18 protein-coding genes are annotated in these 16,336 nt (G+C 60.9%); 8 read left to right on the top strand and 10 right to left on the bottom strand.

Annotation, left to right across the window (positions count from 1 at the left end):
• Positions 1–68: 68 nt before the first annotated feature.
• From FD715_RS22930 to FD715_RS04145, 5 genes are all read right to left on the bottom strand, one after another.
• Positions 69–197: a hypothetical protein gene (locus FD715_RS22930; protein WP_255450632.1), complete on the bottom strand. Its 129-nt coding sequence runs from the start codon at positions 195–197 to the stop codon at positions 69–71.
• Positions 198–298: 101 nt separating this feature from the next.
• A complete protein-coding gene (gene recG / locus FD715_RS04130) occupies positions 299–2,386 on the bottom strand; it encodes an ATP-dependent DNA helicase RecG (RefSeq protein WP_147105668.1) in 2,088 nt (695 codons plus the stop codon).
• Positions 2,383–4,623, bottom strand: a complete 2,241-nt coding sequence (ligA, locus tag FD715_RS04135; protein ID WP_147106697.1) for an NAD-dependent DNA ligase LigA — start codon at positions 4,621–4,623, stop codon at positions 2,383–2,385. Before ligA ends, recG begins: the two co-directional genes overlap by 4 nt.
• Before the next feature lie 160 nt (positions 4,624–4,783).
• The gene (gene ctrA, locus FD715_RS04140) at positions 4,784–5,503 is read right to left on the bottom strand and encodes a response regulator transcription factor CtrA (protein WP_147105671.1); all 720 of its coding nucleotides are present in this window, start codon (positions 5,501–5,503) and stop codon (positions 4,784–4,786) included.
• 98 nt (positions 5,504–5,601) lie between these two features.
• Positions 5,602–5,880: a DUF1153 domain-containing protein gene (locus tag FD715_RS04145; RefSeq protein WP_147105673.1), complete on the bottom strand. Its 279-nt coding sequence runs from the start codon at positions 5,878–5,880 to the stop codon at positions 5,602–5,604.
• A 123-nt stretch (positions 5,881–6,003) separates the two neighbouring features.
• Between FD715_RS04145 and mnmA the strand changes: the two genes are divergently transcribed.
• From mnmA to FD715_RS04160, 3 genes are all read left to right on the top strand, one after another.
• The gene (mnmA, locus tag FD715_RS04150) at positions 6,004–7,143 is read left to right on the top strand and encodes a tRNA 2-thiouridine(34) synthase MnmA (protein ID WP_147105675.1); all 1,140 of its coding nucleotides are present in this window, start codon (positions 6,004–6,006) and stop codon (positions 7,141–7,143) included.
• A gap of 71 nt (positions 7,144–7,214) precedes the next feature.
• On the top strand, positions 7,215–7,970 hold the full coding sequence (locus FD715_RS04155; RefSeq protein ID WP_147105678.1) for an SDR family NAD(P)-dependent oxidoreductase: 756 nt from the start codon (positions 7,215–7,217) through the stop codon (positions 7,968–7,970).
• Positions 7,970–8,515, top strand: a complete 546-nt coding sequence (locus FD715_RS04160) for a sugar O-acetyltransferase (protein WP_147105681.1) — start codon at positions 7,970–7,972, stop codon at positions 8,513–8,515. The genes FD715_RS04155 and FD715_RS04160 overlap by 1 nt, the downstream gene beginning before the upstream one ends.
• Here the strand turns inward: FD715_RS04160 and FD715_RS23025 are convergent.
• From FD715_RS23025 to FD715_RS04175, 4 genes are all read right to left on the bottom strand, one after another.
• Complete coding sequence (locus FD715_RS23025) at positions 8,436–8,714, bottom strand: DUF5996 family protein (protein WP_223274730.1); 279 nt, start codon at positions 8,712–8,714, stop codon at positions 8,436–8,438. The two genes, FD715_RS04160 and FD715_RS23025, sit on opposite strands and share 80 nt — an antisense overlap.
• Before the next feature lie 155 nt (positions 8,715–8,869).
• Positions 8,870–10,681: an ABC-F family ATP-binding cassette domain-containing protein gene (locus tag FD715_RS04165; protein ID WP_147105684.1), complete on the bottom strand. Its 1,812-nt coding sequence runs from the start codon at positions 10,679–10,681 to the stop codon at positions 8,870–8,872.
• A 177-nt stretch (positions 10,682–10,858) separates the two neighbouring features.
• Positions 10,859–11,581 (bottom strand): GNAT family N-acetyltransferase, encoded by a 723-nt coding sequence (locus tag FD715_RS04170; protein ID WP_147105686.1) that lies wholly within the window; start codon positions 11,579–11,581, stop codon positions 10,859–10,861.
• Positions 11,582–11,672: 91 nt separating this feature from the next.
• Positions 11,673–12,125, bottom strand: coding sequence for an outer membrane protein assembly factor BamE (locus FD715_RS04175; protein ID WP_147105689.1), 453 nt, complete (start codon positions 12,123–12,125; stop codon positions 11,673–11,675).
• Positions 12,126–12,228: 103 nt separating this feature from the next.
• Between FD715_RS04175 and FD715_RS04180 the strand changes: the two genes are divergently transcribed.
• From FD715_RS04180 to FD715_RS04195, 4 genes are all read left to right on the top strand, one after another.
• Positions 12,229–12,783 (top strand): DUF177 domain-containing protein, encoded by a 555-nt coding sequence (locus tag FD715_RS04180; protein WP_147105691.1) that lies wholly within the window; start codon positions 12,229–12,231, stop codon positions 12,781–12,783.
• 219 nt (positions 12,784–13,002) lie between these two features.
• Complete coding sequence (rpmF, locus tag FD715_RS04185; protein WP_076630194.1) at positions 13,003–13,209, top strand: 50S ribosomal protein L32; 207 nt, start codon at positions 13,003–13,005, stop codon at positions 13,207–13,209.
• A gap of 35 nt (positions 13,210–13,244) precedes the next feature.
• Positions 13,245–14,336: a phosphate acyltransferase PlsX gene (gene plsX / locus FD715_RS04190; protein ID WP_147105694.1), complete on the top strand. Its 1,092-nt coding sequence runs from the start codon at positions 13,245–13,247 to the stop codon at positions 14,334–14,336.
• Positions 14,333–15,304, top strand: a complete 972-nt coding sequence (locus FD715_RS04195) for a beta-ketoacyl-ACP synthase III (RefSeq protein ID WP_147105696.1) — start codon at positions 14,333–14,335, stop codon at positions 15,302–15,304. Before plsX ends, FD715_RS04195 begins: the two co-directional genes overlap by 4 nt.
• A gap of 24 nt (positions 15,305–15,328) precedes the next feature.
• On the opposite strand, the gene FD715_RS04200 is transcribed toward FD715_RS04195, so the two are convergent.
• Positions 15,329–15,769, bottom strand: coding sequence for a helix-turn-helix domain-containing protein (locus FD715_RS04200; RefSeq protein ID WP_223274731.1), 441 nt, complete (start codon positions 15,767–15,769; stop codon positions 15,329–15,331).
• A gap of 264 nt (positions 15,770–16,033) precedes the next feature.
• Between FD715_RS04200 and ihfA the strand changes: the two genes are divergently transcribed.
• Positions 16,034–16,336: an integration host factor subunit alpha gene (gene ihfA / locus FD715_RS04205; RefSeq protein ID WP_076627506.1), complete on the top strand. Its 303-nt coding sequence runs from the start codon at positions 16,034–16,036 to the stop codon at positions 16,334–16,336.

The following is a 16,336-nucleotide window of genomic DNA, read 5'->3' on the forward strand; positions in this document are numbered from 1 at the left end:
CGATGAACCGCATGTGAAAGCACCTGGGACGGGTGCGGTATGGGATCAAGCAAGATCGCAGGCAGAACTCAGATCAAAGCGGGAAGGTGCAGACCAACCACCAGCATCACAGCCAGAGCAGCGACTCCTACGGCGTCCTGAAGCAAGGTGGCTTCGGCGCGGGTGGCGATGTCTTTGATGTGTCGCAGCGTGGTCATGTCAGCATCTCCGTCTTCGAGTTGCTTCTTTGTTCTCACATTCTTAACCATTGGTAAAGAACTTTTTAAGAACATTTGCGAACTTTTCGGAACAACCGCGACTAACCAACTGATATCAAACGGATCGCTTCATCCTGCCGCATAAGCCACAGCAGGATACGCGCGGCTTGTCCCCGCGGGGACAAAAGACCCGGATCTTCAGCCAGCAGTTTGCGCGCATCTGACTGTGCCACCGCCATCAAACCCGCCTGGCGTTCCATGTCGGCCACCTGAAACCTAGGCACGCCGGATTGCGCCGTTCCAATCAAGTCGCCATATCCGCGCATCTGCAAATCCGTCTCGGCAATCCGAAATCCATCCTCGGTCTCGCGCAACACTTCGAGCCGCTTTTGCCCCGCATCAGACAGTGGCGCCTGATAGAGCAGCAGACAGGTCGACGCTGCCTCACCCCGCCCCACACGCCCGCGCAACTGGTGCAACTGCGCGAGGCCAAATGTCTCTGCCCTCTCGATCACCATGATGGTCGCATTGGGCACGTTCACGCCCACCTCTATCACGGTGGTTGCCACCAGAACGCCCGTTTCTCCCGCCTGGAACTTTGCCATTGCCGCGTCTTTGTCCGCCGGGGGCATCTGCCCATGCACCAGTCCGACACGGTCGTCACCAAGCACCGCGCGCAGGCGTTTGAACCGCTCTTCGGCTGCGGTCAGGTCAACGGCCTCGCTTTCCTCGACAAGCGGACAGACCCAATAGCATTGCCGCCCATCATCCATCGCAGCGCGCAAGCGCGCGACGACTTCATCCATGCGCGCGTTGCTGACCATCGCGGTCTTGATCGGTTTACGACCGGGTGGCTTCTCATCAAGCACCGACACATCCATGTCACCATATTGCGCAAGCGCGAGTGACCTAGGGATTGGTGTTGCGGTCATCACTAGCACGTCCGCCGCGCCGCCCTTTTTGCCCAAGGCGAGGCGTTGCCGCACGCCAAAGCGGTGCTGTTCGTCCACGATGGCCAGCCGCAGATCCGCAAAGCTCACATCGGCCTGGAACACCGCATGTGTCCCGACCAGGATCTGAATGTCGCCCCGCGCCAGCGCGGCCAGTTTAGCGCGACGCTCTGCGCCTTTGTCGCGACCGGTTAGGATTTCTAAGACAACCCCGGCATCCTCCGCCAAAGGCTGCAGGCCCTCCAGATGCTGCCGTGCGAGGATCTCCGTTGGCGCCATCATTACGCCCTGCCCACCTGCCTCAACAGCGATCAACAGCGCCATAAACGCCACGAGCGTCTTGCCGGCCCCCACATCGCCCTGCAGCAGACGGTTCATGCGTACAGGGGCGGTCATATCCTCGCTGATTTCAGCAATCGCCCGTTCCTGTGCACCCGTTGGGGCATAGGGCAACGCCGCGCGCACGCGGGCCCGCAAAACGTCGGTGCCCACCGATGCAAACCCTTTGACCTGCCGTTCGGACGCGCGCGCCAACGCCAGTGTGAGTTGGTGCGCCATCAACTCATCGTAGGCAAGCCGGGTCCGTGCCGCGGAATCCGGCGACAGATCCTTTTGCGATTGCGGCGTGTGTACGGTCTGCATGGCCGTCCCGAAATCAGGCCAACCCGCTTGAGCACATTGCGCGCTGTCGATCCATTCCTCCATGGCAGGCACGCGCGTCAACGCCGCCCGCGACGCTTTGAACATCGTTTTCTGCGTCACACCCGCTGTGAGGGGATAGACCGGCTCAAAGGCCGGAATGTCGGCTGCGTCGGCTACGGCAAGAATATGATCCGGGTGCACCATGTTGGCGATCCCATCAAACAGCTCAACCTTGCCGGACACCACGCGTGTGCTGCCGGTCGGCAAGACCTTGTTCAGATAGTCGCTGCGCCCGTGAAAAAACACGAGTTGGAAACTGGTCTCGGCGTCTTCCACATGGATGCGGTACGCCCCGCCCCGGTTGCGCGCCGGATGATGCGCGCCGACCGTCACCCGAACGGTGAGCGTCGTAGGAAGCGGCGCGCCCTCAACCGTGTCTCGCAGCGCGCGATCAACACCGGTGTGGGGCAGAGTGAACAGCATATCGCGGGGCGTTTCCACGCCAAGATGCCCCAGGTTCTGTGCTGTTTTCGGGCCAACACCTTCGAGCGTTTCGAGATCTGCAAAAAGCGGGAAAAGGATTTCCGGTCGGCTCATGTCGTCCCGATCAGATCCAGCCAGCCGTCTTCATCAATGGTCTCAATCCCCAGATCGGCCGCCTTTTTGGCCTTCGACCCCGCTCCTGGGCCCGCGACCAGAAGGTCGGTCTTGGCGCTGACCGATCCCGACACCTTGGCGCCCAGGGCTTCGGCCCGCGCTTTTGCTTCGGCGCGGGTCATCTTTTCCAGCGTACCGGTGAAGACAACCGTCTTGCCAGCGACGGGGCTGTCCGTATCGGCTGTGTCTTCTACCGGCTCGATGTCCAATCGCGATACCAGCGCATTGATTGAGCGACGCTCCGCCTCCTGCTGGAATGTCGTGATCAAGGCGGTCGCCACGGACGCGCCGATGCCGTCGATACCGGTCAAGTTCGACCAGGCGGCATGGGCGTCATACGACAGGTCAGACCAGGCGGCATCCCGAACGGGTTTGATCCGCGCGCGGCGCCCTTCTTCTGCTGCGGCCTTGCGTTCTGCAACCTCTGCTGCATCTGCTTGCAGGTGGCGTTCTGCAGCAGAACCCGCGGCGTCAACAGCCTCTGCGAACGCGTCCCACGTGCTGTAATGTCTGGCCAGATCATTCGCCGCCACCTCGCCCACATGCCGGATGCCTAGGGCAAAGATCACCCGTCCGAGTGGCACCTTGCGCCGCTCGTCGATGGCGTCAAACAGATTGCCGGCGCTGGTCTCGCCCCACCCGTCGCGGTTGGCGAGCTTGGTCAGGTTTTGCGCATCGCGGTCGCGCAACGTAAAGATATCGGCCGGAGTCCGGATAGGCAGTTGATCGTCGTGGTAAAACATCTCGACCTGCTTGGCGCCGAGCCCTTCGATGTCGAAGGCGCTGCGACTTACGAAATGTTTCATCTTTTCAACAGCTTGTGCGGGGCAGATAAGCCCGCCTGTGCATCGCCGTACAGCGTCGCCCTCTTCCCTGATCGCGTCAGAGCCGCACTCCGGACACTGCTGTGGAAACAAGAACGGGACCGCGTCGGCGGGCCGTTTCTGCAAATCCACATCAGCGACTTTGGGGATCACATCGCCTGCCCGATACACTTGCACCCAGTCACCGACCCGGATGTCTTTTCCGTTGCGAATGACGCCCCCCTTATTGTCGCGCCCGGCAATGTAGTCTTCGTTGTGCAGCGTGGCGTTCGACACCACGACGCCACCCACCGTCACCGGGGTCAGCCGTGCCACCGGGCTGAGCGCGCCAGTGCGACCGACCTGGATGTCGATTGCATCAAGGCGCGTCCAGGCGAGTTCGGCAGGGAACTTGTGCGCCACAGCCCAGCGGGGCGTCGTTGATCTGAAACCAAGGCGGGATTGCAGCGCGAGGTCGTTCACCTTGTAGACCACGCCATCAATGTCGTATCCCAGCGTCGCGCGTTCCTGTTCGATGTGCCGGTAGTGGGCAATCATATCCTGTGGGCCGTCACACAATTTGGTCAGCGGATTTGTCTGGAACCCAAGGGCATCAAGCCGTTCGATGGCCCCCATCTGGGTGTCCGCCAGCGGATCTGACAACGCACCCCAAGCATAGGCGAAAAAGCGTAACGGGCGCGACCGGGTGATGTTTGCGTCAAGCTGGCGCAGCGATCCGGCGGCGGCATTTCTCGGGTTGGCAAACGTCTTGAGGCCCGCCTCGGCCTGACGCGCGTTCAGCGCTTCGAAATCGGGGTGAGACATGTAAACCTCGCCCCGCACTTCGAGGATGTCAGGTGCGCCGGTCAGCGTGTGGGGAATGTCATCTATGGTCCGCGCATTGGCTGTCACGTTCTCTCCGACCGCACCGTCACCGCGGGTAGCGGCCTGCATGAGTGTGCCATTCTCATAGCGCAGCGCCAGGGAAAGCCCGTCGATTTTCGGCTCAGCCGTGTAGTTCAGATGCGCGTCGACCTTCAGACCCAGATATTTGCGTATGCGGGTGTCGAATTCCCCGACATCCTCATCGTCAAACGCGTTGGCGAGCGACAGCATGGCAACGGCATGCGTGACCTTGGAAAACCCATCAGCCACCGGGGCGCCCACCTGATCGCTTGGGCTGTCGTCGCGTTTGAGCTGAGGAAACCGCGCCTCGATCTCGGCGTTGCGCCGTTTGAGATCATCATAGGCTGCATCGCTGATCTCTGGCGCGTCTTCTGTGTGATAGGCGGTATTGGCGCGCGCCAGCGCTTTGGCCAGGCGGGCAAGTTCGCTCTTGGCTTGCGCTTCGGTCAACGCATCAATTTCGATCATATCCGTCACGACGCATCCCCTGTCGGTATTGGGCCAAGAGATAAAAGCCGCAACAGGCACGGTCCAGTCATTGATCGCAACGCGATGGGTTCAAACGAAAAAAAGACCGACATGGCGAGCGCATGTCGGTCTTTCGTCCAATAGATGGATAAGGGGAGATTTAGGCGCCTATGGCGATGGGGCGGTCTTCGGCCGCCTGCGCAGGTTCCGGATCCCGCAGAACATAGCCGCGGCCCCACACTGTCTCGATATAGTTTTGCCCGCCGGTTGCGTTGCTGAGTTTCTTGCGCAGCTTGCAAATGAACACGTCGATGATTTTCAGTTCCGGCTCGTCCATCCCGCCATATAGATGGTTGAGGAACATCTCCTTGGTCAGCGTTGTGCCCTTCCGCAGGCTCAGAAGTTCGAGCATCTGGTATTCCTTGCCCGTCAGATGCACCGTCTTGTTGTCAACGCTGACCGTCTTGGCATCAAGGTTGACGGAGATATCGCCGGTCTCGATCACCGACTGCGAATGTCCCTTAGACCGGCGAATGATGGCGTGGATGCGCGCCACCAGTTCCTCGCGGTGGAACGGTTTGGTCAGGTAATCGTCCGCACCAAACCCAAAGCCCTTGATCTTGTTTTCCGTGTCGTCTGCCCCCGACAGGATCAAAATGGGCGTTTCGACGCGCGCAAGCCGCAATTGCCGCAGCACTTCATGCCCGTTCATGTCCGGCAGATCGAGGTCCAAGAGGATCAGGTCATAGTCATACAGCTTGGCCAGGTCGATCCCTTCCTCACCCAGGTCCGTCGCATAGACGTTCAGGTTGGCATGGGTCAGCATCAGCTCGATGCTTTTGGAGGTCGTTGGATCGTCTTCTACAAGCAGCACACGCATTTTTTGGTCTCCACACAGAGGGTGTTCAGGTGTTGAACCAAACGTGAACCGAAAAGGTTAACCACACGTTACCCTTGATGCGTTCTTATCTTAACAACTTAAAGTTGTCTATATTTTTGTAGGGTCGTTGCCTTCAGCGCGTCTTCACCGTGCGTGGAAACCGCCCGGACCCATTCGTGGAATTCCTCTTCGCTCAGGCCATACCGCTCAAGCGCGGCGTCCTGCGATATCAATCCGTAGAGAACACCACGCACCACGGCCGCCTTGCGCGAAGCCACCCAGCGTCGGGTCGTATTTGGCGGCAGGTCCGCCTGTGTGAGGACCGTCCCATCAGGCAACGTCACCGCACGTGGTCCATCAACTTTTTTCAGATACATTGCACTGCTCTTTCATCGCGTTGTCCGGACAGTGACGCGATGCATTTAATGTGCAGTTAAACGGGGCCTTGTGACTATCTCGCATTTTCATATATATGCGTCCAATTCCCTCGGAGAGATGCCATGCTTGACCGCTCTGGTCCGCTCAATTCATTGGGCTTTGACAAAGCCCCCGCCGACACCCGTGTCGTCGTTGCCATGTCCGGCGGCGTCGACAGTTCCGTTGTGGCGGCCGAGTTGAAAAGCCAGGGATATGACGTGGTTGGCGTCACCTTGCAGCTGTATGATCACGGTGCAGCGCTGGCGAAAAAGGGCGCCTGTTGCGCAGGGCGTGATATTCATGACGCCCGCCGCGTGGCCGAGGAAATGGATTTTCCCCATTACGTTTTGGACTACGAAAACGTGTTCCGCGATGCCGTCATAGATGAGTTCGCCGACAGCTACCTGGGCGGTGCGACGCCCGTACCCTGCATACGGTGCAACGAGCGGGTGAAATTCAAGGATTTGCTTGAAACAGCCAAGGATCTCGAAGCGGACTGCATGGCAACAGGCCATTACATCCAGCGAAAAGTCGGCGTTCACGGCGCAGAATTGCACGCAGCTGCGGACGCCGGTCGCGATCAAAGCTACTTCCTGTTCTCGACGACTACCGAGCAGCTGGACTATTTGCGCTTTCCGTTGGGCCACCTGCCCTCGAAAGACGACACCCGTGCACTCGCCGCGAAATACGGGTTGAGCGTGGCGGACAAGCCCGACAGCCAGGACATCTGTTTCGTGCCCAATGGCGACTATGCAGCAGTCATCCGCAAATTGCGCCCCGAGGCGGCGGCGCCCGGCGACATCGTGGACCATACCGGCCGAGTGCTTGGGCAACATGACGGGGTGATCAACTATACCATCGGGCAACGTCGAGGCCTTGGGATCGGCGGATTGGCTGATCCTTTGTATGTCGTGAAACTCGACGCAGAAAATCGTCAGGTGATCGTCGGACCAAGAGATATGTTGGCCACTCGGACCATTCCTGTGCGCGAAGTCAACTGGCTTGGCGACGACCGATTCGATAGCCGCGACGCCTGGCATGTGGCCGTCAAAGTCCGCTCGACCCGACCGCCGACCGACGCTGTGATCCGACCCATCAGTGCGACCGAAGCGACGGTCGAACTCGCCGCGGCCGAGGCGGGTGTGTCACCGGGCCAGGCCTGCGTCTTTTATGATCGTGACAGCAGCCGTATTTTTGGCGGCGGGTGGATTCACAAAGGCTAGGGCGACCTTGTAAGCGCGCCTTCATTCCGCTTAAATGAACACGCGTTCATATTCGGAAAGTGGAGGAGCCGATGAAACTCGACACAACCATGGCGGTAGTAACCGGCGGCGCCTCTGGTTTGGGGGAAGCCACTGCGCGTCATTTTGCGGCGCGCGGGGCACAGGTCACGTTGCTGGATCGCGATTCGAATCGCGGACAGCAGGTTGCACAAGAGATCGGCGGACATTTTGCAGAGACGGATGTGACCGATGAAGGCTCTGTCGCGGCTGCCATTGATCTGGCACGATCCAAGATGGGTGGCATCACGGCTGCGATAAACTGCGCGGGTATCGCGCTTGGGATCAAGACCGTGGGCCGCGACGGTCCGCACCCCCTGCCAGCCTTTCAAAAAACTGTCGACATCAATCTTGTTGGCAGCTTCAACGTCGCCCGTCTGGCGGCGGCAGCGATGGCCGACAATGTGCCAGACGCCGATGGCGGTCGCGGCGTGATTATCAACACCGCATCCATCGCCGCCTTTGACGGACAGAAGGGCCAAGCGGCATACGCCGCATCAAAGGGCGGCGTCGTCGGCATGACGCTGCCGATGGCGCGGGATCTGGCGTCGTCCGGCGTGCGGGTCATGACCATCGCGCCGGGCATCTTCAAAACGCCTATGCTGGCCGGACTGCCCGAGGATGTGCAGGCAGCATTGGCCGCTGATGTGCCAAACCCTGCGCGACTGGGTGACCCCGACGAATATGCGCGCCTTGCCGCGTTTATTGTCGAGATGGGGTATCTGAACGGCGAAGTGATCCGCCTCGATGGCGCGCTGCGGATGCGGTGATGGGAACCGAACGAGAAAAGATGGAGGCGGGCGCGTGGTATTCGTGCCTTGATGACGAGCTTGAGGCGCTGCGCATGGTCGCGCTGAATGCTGTGCACGCGCACAACCAACTCCCTCCGTCCGAACGCCGCACGCTCAGCGCGCCGCTGCGCGGATTGTTCGCAGATCCCGGCACCAACTGCCTGGTTGAAGCCCCGTTCCACTGTTCTTACGGGCGCAATATACATTTGGGCACCGAGGTTTTCATCAACAGCGGCTGCGTCATCCTCGACAGTGCGCCAGTGCGGATCGGGGACGGCACCCTTATCGGAACGGGTGCGCAGATCATCTGTGCAGATCATCACCGTGACCCGGTACAGCGCCGTGCGGGAATAGAGATCGCGCATCCTGTCACCATTGGCGCCAATGTTTGGATCGGTGCGGGTGCCCTTGTGATGCCGGGTGTGACGATTGAAGCCGAAGCGATCATTGGCGCGGGTGCTGTGGTGACGCGCGACGTGGCTGCAGGCACAACGGTCGTCGGCGTACCTGCAAAACCGCTCTAGAGCCTACGGGGCACATGCGGCACGCTCTGGCCACCGCATCATAGGCCGCTTGCAAAACCGCAAGCAGGAGCACAGCAGGGTCATGCGCTACAGCGACAACTTGGTACGGCAGCAGAAACTCAGCAAGGTCCTTGCTAGAATGCGCACCCTCCGGTCCCGCGAGCGCATCGGTAGATCCATCCGGCGCCGGATCCGGCATCCTGATGGAAAAACAGTGTTAATCGGTGAGCCCACTCACATGCGCCGGCACCGTCTTGAACGCCCGGTCAAATGCCGTCACGGACATTGGCACCAGATCGAAACCGGTGGTCGAGCGTCGGCTAGGTCGCCGCCCGACCGAAGCAAGGCGCCCGGTCAGGCTTCTGCTTTCTCCTCCAGGCGCAGCCATTCCTCTTCTGCGGCCGCCAGCTTGGCTTGCCGCTCCGCAAGCGCCTCGGTCGCCTTCTGGAACTTGACCGGTTCGCGAGAATAAATATCGGGATCGGACAGCAACTCTTGCAGCTTTGCCATCTCCGCCTCAAGCCGCTCGATCTCGGCTGGCAAGGCGTCAAGCCGATGCTTTTCAGTGAAGGAGAGCCCATTTTTCCCGGCGCGCTTCGGTTTCGATGCCGGCGCAGCCGCTTTTTTCCTTGCGTCGGACACAGGCGGCACGTCCTGCGGTGCGCGCTGAGAGCGGTAATCGCTCCACCCGCCCGCATATACCGTGGCCTTGCCATCCCCTTCCATCGCGATGGTGGTCACCGCCACACGGTCCAGAAAGTCACGGTCGTGGCTGACCAACAGGACCGTGCCGTCATATTGACCCAGCAGATCCTGCAACAGATCGAGCGTTTCGACGTCGAGATCGTTTGTCGGTTCGTCAAGCACCAGCAGGTTTGACGGATGCGCCATGATCTTGGCCAGGAGAAGCCGCGCCTTTTCACCCCCCGAAAGTGACCGCACCGGGGCACGGGCTTGCGCCTCATCGAACAGAAATTCCTTTAGATACCCAACGACATGCTTGGGCGTTCCCCGCACCATGACCTGATCCGCCTTGCCGCTCACGCGCATCTCCGGATCATCGGTCAGGCTGTCCCACAAACTTGCGTTGGGGTCGAGCTTGGACCGTGTCTGGTCGAACACCGCGACATCCAGATTGGTGCCGTGGATGACGGTTCCCGTATCCGGCGCAACGTCACCGATCAGCATCTTCAGAAGGGTTGTCTTGCCAACGCCGTTCGGCCCGACAAAGGCGATGCGGTCACCGCGTTGTACCTTGAGCGAGAATGGCGCAAGGATGGTCTTGCCATCATATGACTTGGAAATGTCGTTGGCTTCCAACACCTTGCGGCCCGACTTTGGCCCGGCTTCCAACGCCATGGCCGCTGTGCCCTGCCGTTTGATCTGGGCAGCGCGTTCGGCGCGCAGATCCTGCAAGGCGCGCACGCGACCCATGTTGCGCTTGCGGCGCGCGCTGATGCCCTCGACCGCCCATCGCGCTTCGACCTTGATCTTGCGGTTCAGCTTGTGGCGTGCGGTGTCTTCTTCCTCCCAAACGGTGTCGCGCCACGCTTCGAACGCTGCGAAACCTTTCTCCTGACGCCTTACCATTCCCCTGTCTATCCAGAGGGTTGCACGAGTAAGTTCACGCAAAAACGCTCGGTCGTGCGAGATCAGGACAAAGCCCGCGCGGGTGGCCTTCAGCTCAGCCTCAAGCCAGGCAATGGCCTCGATGTCAAGGTGGTTGGTCGGCTCGTCGAGCAACATCAGGTCAGGCGCTTCGGCCATCAGCCGCGCGAGCGCCGCGCGCCGTCGTTCACCGCCCGAGGCTGTCTCCACCGGGCGAGCAGGATCGAATTTCAGCCCTTCACCGGCGCGCTCAACCTTGTAAAGATCCGAGGGTTCGAGCCCGTGGATCGCAAAGTCACCCAGCGTGGAAAACCCTGTCATGTCAGGATCTTGTTCCATGTAGCCGACGCTGACCCCAGGGCCTGGCACGACCTGTCCTGTGTCGGGTTCGACCAGCCCGCCCATGACTTTCATCAGCGTCGACTTGCCGGAACCGTTGCGCCCGACAAGCGCCACACGGTCCCCCGGCTGAACCACCAGGGACAAGTCATCAAAGACGGGATCGCCGCCGAAGGTCAGCGAGATATCGGAGAGCTGGAGAAGTGGAACGCGCGCCATGAGGGCGAGCTAGGCCGTCCGGACCGGCACGTCAATCCGGGATACACATCCCGTGCACAGACAATGCACCGTTTTCGTGCGACCGCCCGACCCGCGTCTTCTTCTGACTAAAAATACGACGGGGGTCTGGGGGCTGGCCCCCAGCCGGTCGGATCGGAGCATCCCGATCCGAAATTCCTACTGCACGACCGCGCGCAACAAGCGCTTTCGCGCGGGCGGGATCGACCCGATCTCGACCCCGGTAAAAACATGCAGCGTGTTCATCTGGTCATCGACCACCGCGTGATCGCTGACCCACCCCCCCATCATCAGATAGGTGCGCAAAAGCGGCGGCATCCGCAGCATGGCCTTTTTCGCATCTGGCTTGCGGCGCAACCGCGCGGCGTATTTGAACACTTTGGGCGCCTTGACCCGCGGCAGCCAGCGCTTGGGCGCAAGATGGCGCGCCTTGAGCATGGCGAACGCGTCCAGGTACTCTGCCGTCTCGGTGCCCGCAAAGGACGAACAGCCAAAGAGCAGCTCAACCCCGGCTTCGTCCACATAAGACGTCATCGCGCCCCACGCGACACGCAGGATGTCGGGATCGGCAGCTTTGGGGTCGATACAGAAGCGACCCATCTCGACCATCTTGCCGTCATAGGCTTCAAGCGCGCTGAGTTCATAATACTGCGCGGAATAGCTGTGCGTGATCGTGGCACCGGTCAGCGGCATCATGCGAAAACAACACACCAGCGCATCGTCCACCACGCGGTAGATCAGGATATGGGTGCACCTGTCGTCAAAATCATCGGCATCGGTTGGAAGGCCGAAGCATCGTGCGCGCAGGGCTTGCGCTGCTGCCACATCTCTTTCGGTCCTTGCCTGCCGGGCGCAATACCGCCCCTTTTTGAGCCCGATCATTGCGTCAGCCTCCTACCCGTGGTCTGCGGCACCCCGTTACCACGGGACGCGTGACAGACACATGAACAGCAGCACGTGAAGCCGGGACTGATCAGAGAGGACCACCCGGCGTGACCCGGCCAATATTGCCCAGAAGCTGGCGCAGGAAATTGACGTTCGTCACGCCGCTGTCGGTCACACGCCGCGACAACGCCACGACCCGTCCATCTTCGAGCCCGAAGCGTTCGATGTTCTGCAGCACGCCTTCTTGATCAAAGGTGACCGCCAGGACCTGCCGGTCGATCACCTGCGGTCTGCGCGGGCCAAATGTGCGCACCCGGCTGCGCACGTAGAAGAAATCGCCGCCTTCAAGCACGCCGCCCGCGGTCGGTGGCCCGATCAGATCCTCAACGGTCGAGCGAGTGTCGATCCCGACCGCCAATTCGGCAAGGTCCTCTTCGGGCGGCACGTAGCCGTGATTGCGGAACGTCGGGGAGCATCCCGCGACACCCAGAGTGACAATCAGGGCGAGGCCTGCTGCGGAAAGTGGTGTAAAGGTCCCCATCTGACCCCCCTTGTTACGCGCAGCCCCTTGCTCAGGGGGCGTGGTGCTTTTATCTCGACTTACTCAAGTGTTGGCCTTGGTTCAAGAAACGAAAGTTTGCTGCATGTCTCAGACGGCTCCATCGACATCGGCCCTACGGGTGAGCGGGCTGGCGCAGAACGCGCCGACACCCTTTGCCATCATGCCCGACACGCAGACGATGGAGGGGCTGGCGCAGGAATTGGACCTGTCTGGTGTGCGCAAGCTGCGCTTTGAGGGGCAGATTGCTGCCCATGGTGCGAAGGACTGGCTTTTGACCGGCAAGCTGGGGGCCACCGTGACCCAGCCCTGTGCCGTGACCCTTGTCCCTGTCACCACCCGGATCGACGTGCCGGTCCGTCGGCTGTACCTGCGCGACTACGAGGAGATCGACGCGCCCGAGGCGGAGATGCCCGAAGACGACGAGGTCGAGCCGCTGGGGGCCTGGGTTGACCCGGAGGCTGTGATGGTGGAGGCGCTCAGCCTTGCCGTCCCGGATTTTCCGCGGGCTGACGGGGCTGAACTGGGTCAGGTCGTGTTGACCGAACCGGGTGTTGCGCCACTGACCGACGAAGCGGCCAAACCCTTTGCCGGGCTGGCTGATCTGAAGTCCAGTCTGGACCGTGACACAGACGACTGATGTACTGTCGATGGCCATGGCGATTTGCCCTTGCGTCTTGGACAAGGATGCGTATTTTGCCGCCCTCACGAGATTTTGGGTTGGACATGTCGCGGCGCTTTGCCTAAACGCTGCTCCAACCCGTACTTGGTTGACCCAAATGCCCCCTGCAGGGGCGAGATGAAAAACTCGCATCCGCGCTCCGTTGCGCGGCGCTGCCCGAACCGAAGGCCCAATTCAATGGCTGTGCAACAGAATAAAGTGTCGAAATCGCGCCGCAACAACCGCCGCGCGCACGACAGCTTGGTCGCGTTTAACCCAAACGAGTGCCCGAACTGTGGCGAGCTGAAGCGCCCGCACCACATTTGCGCGGCATGCGGTCACTACGACGACAACGAGATCGTCGCGATGACCGAAGAGGTTGATCTGGAAGACGACGCGGCCTGAGCGGCGTCCCCAGCGACAAGGCACGACAGCGCGCAATGACGGCCCCTTCCACCGATACGGCCGATGCCAGTGCGAAGCTTGCCTTTCCAATAATCGTATCCATTGACACGATGGGCGGGGACTTGGGGCCCGCTGCTGTCGTGTCTGGCTGTTCGACATCTGCGAACAAGAACCCCAAACTGGGGTTTATTCTGCATGGCCCGCAGGACGAGTTGGAGCGCTTGGTCGCCAAGCGCAAAAACCTCGCTGGGCGCTGTATAATCCGTAACGCCGATGGCGTTGTCACCATGGACGACAAGCCCAGCCATGTGGTCCGCAATGGCAAGGGCACGTCGATGTGGTCGGCCATCGAATCCGTGCGTGCGCGGGACGCCGATGTGTGCGTCAGCTGCGGCAACACGGGCGCGCTGATGGCGCTGTCGATGATCCGTCTGCGCAAGCTGCCTGGTGTGAACCGCCCTGCCATTGCCGTGCTGTGGCCCAGCCGGAACCCCCAAGGGTTCAACGTGATGCTGGATGTGGGCGCCGACGTGCGCGCCGATGCTGACGACCTGCTGCGCTATGCGTTGATGGGCGCGTCCTATGCCCGCAACGGCATGGAGTTGCCCCGCCCGCGAATCGGTCTGCTGAATGTCGGCACCGAAGAGCACAAAGGCCGGTCAGAGCTGAAGGAAGCATATGAGCTGATCGGCGCACAGGCGGACGCGGCCGAGTTCGACTTTGTCGGGTTTGTCGAGGGCGGCGATATTCAGGGCGATGTGGTCGACGTTGTGGTCACAGACGGTTTCACCGGGAATGTCGCCATCAAGACCGGCGAAGGAACGGCCAGCCTGATCGGGGATCTTTTACGCGAGGCGTTCAAGTTTACGCCCTTGTCCCGGCTGGCCTCTATTCTGGCCTACACCTCGATGCGCCGCCTGAAAAAGCGGATCGATCCGCGCCGCGTGAACGGCGGTGTTTTTCTCGGGCTGAACGGCACGGTTGTCAAATCGCACGGCGGGGCCGATGCTACGGGGATCTCGGCGGCCATCAAACTGGCGGCCCAATTGTCCGAACAGGGCTTTAACGACAAGCTAGCTGCCCGCGTCGCGCGGGCCACTGCGCTGGCAGAGGAGAGCAAGCGATGACGCTTCGTGCTGTGGTGCGCGGTGTGGGTCATTACCTACCGTCACGGGTGGTCGAGAATGCCGAATTTGAGGCCACGCTCGACACCTCGGACGAATGGATTCGGTCGCGCTCGGGCATTGAGCGCCGGCATTTCGCGACGGAGGACGACACGACCTCGTCCATGGCGACCGCTGCGGCACAAGCGGCCTTGGATGAGGCTGGTCTGAGCGCTGACGACGTCGACGCCATCGTGCTGGCCACGTCGACTGCCGATCTGACCTTCCCCTCTGCGGCAACGATGGTGCAGGCCAAGCTGGGCATGACACACGGCTTTGCCTTTGACGTCCAAGCGGTGTGCGCGGGCTTTGTCTATGCCCTGGCCAATGCCAATGCGCTGATTGCCTCGGGACAGGCCAAGCGGGTCATCGTCATCGGGGCCGAGACGTTTTCCAAGATCATGGACTGGACCGACCGCAGCACATGTGTGCTGTTTGGCGATGGCGCGGGCGCGCTGGTGCTTGAGGCGCAGGAGAGCGCAGGCACTGCGGAAGACCGGGGCATTCTCGCGACCGATCTCAATTCGGATGGGCGGCATCGCGACCTTCTGTATGTCGACGGCGGCGTCAGCACCGGCACCAGCGGTTACTTGCGGATGCAGGGCAACCAGGTATTCCGCCACGCCGTTGAAAAGCTGGCCGCCACCGCCGAGACGGCGATGGAACGCGCTGGCGTAACAGCGGACGACGTCGACTGGGTCGTACCGCATCAGGCCAATATCCGCATCATTCAGGGCACCGCCAAGAAGATGGGCATAGGCATGGACAAGGTTGTCGTCACCGTTCAGGACCATGGCAACACATCTGCTGCTTCGATCCCACTCGCAATGTCAGTGGGCCGAAAGACCGGGCAGATCAAGGATGGCGACCTGCTGGTCACCGAAGCCATCGGTGGCGGACTGGCCTGGGGCTCAGTCGTCCTGCGCTGGTAGCAAATCCGGTCTTCTGCGCCCTCTTCAGGCTACAGTCACCCGCAGCGCCTGCGGGCGCACGCCGAGCGTGCTGACAAAGGCCGCAACCAACCGCTTTTCCTGCTTGAACCCTGTCACAAAGGCGATCTCGCTCAGATCAAAGCGGGTGTCGATCAGCAACCGCACGGCCATGTCCACACGCAACCACGTGAGGTATCGCATCGGGGACATGCCCGCGCGGGCGGTAAAGGCGCGCCGGAAGGTCTCCTTTCCCAGCGGGCTGAGCGCGCACAGCGCATCTTCGGTGATGCGTTCGTCAATACGCGCATGCATCCAGGCGACGACATTCTGATATGATTTTGCAGTCAACAGATGGCTTTTCCTGTCGGGCGCCTGCCTGCCGCCAGCCGCTGAGATATGGCTGACAGTGGGTGAGATGACGGGAACGTTCTGCATGTCTTTCGATACGGCAGCGAAGTGCGGCACGGTGCGTCCTCCCATGACATAATCACAGGTTGAACCTACAGCATTTGCCCGACGAGGTCTTTTGCGATCTGTCTGCTTTGCCGCATCTGCCGGGGATACCCGCGGATTTTCGCCGATCGCACCGGACGGGCGCGTCTGTCGGTGCGATTTCGAAACATGACGGTCCGAAACCGGGCAGAAAGCCGACTTCCGCTCCCTTGCCCAAGCTCTTGATATTGACTCGGAATTTCACCGCGCCCTATGGTTTGCCAAAGGGGAGATCGTATGACTGACAAGACTTTGACGCGCATGGACCTGAGCGAAGCTGTATTTCGCGAGGTTGGATTGTCGCGGAACGAAAGTGCGCAACTGGTTGAAAGCGTGCTGGATCACATGTCCGACGCTCTCGTGCGGGGCGAACAGGTCAAGATTTCGTCCTTCGGCACATTCTCGGTGCGTGACAAGTCGGCGCGCGTGGGGCGCAATCCCAAAACCGGTGAAGAAGTGCCGATCAATCCACGCCGCGTGCTGACCTTTCGCCCTTCGCATTTGATGAAGGACCGCGTGGCCGCAGGCAACAAGTCTTGA

It is taken from the genome of Tateyamaria sp. syn59 (genome assembly GCF_007995245.1).
Taxonomy (GTDB): domain Bacteria; phylum Pseudomonadota; class Alphaproteobacteria; order Rhodobacterales; family Rhodobacteraceae; genus Tateyamaria.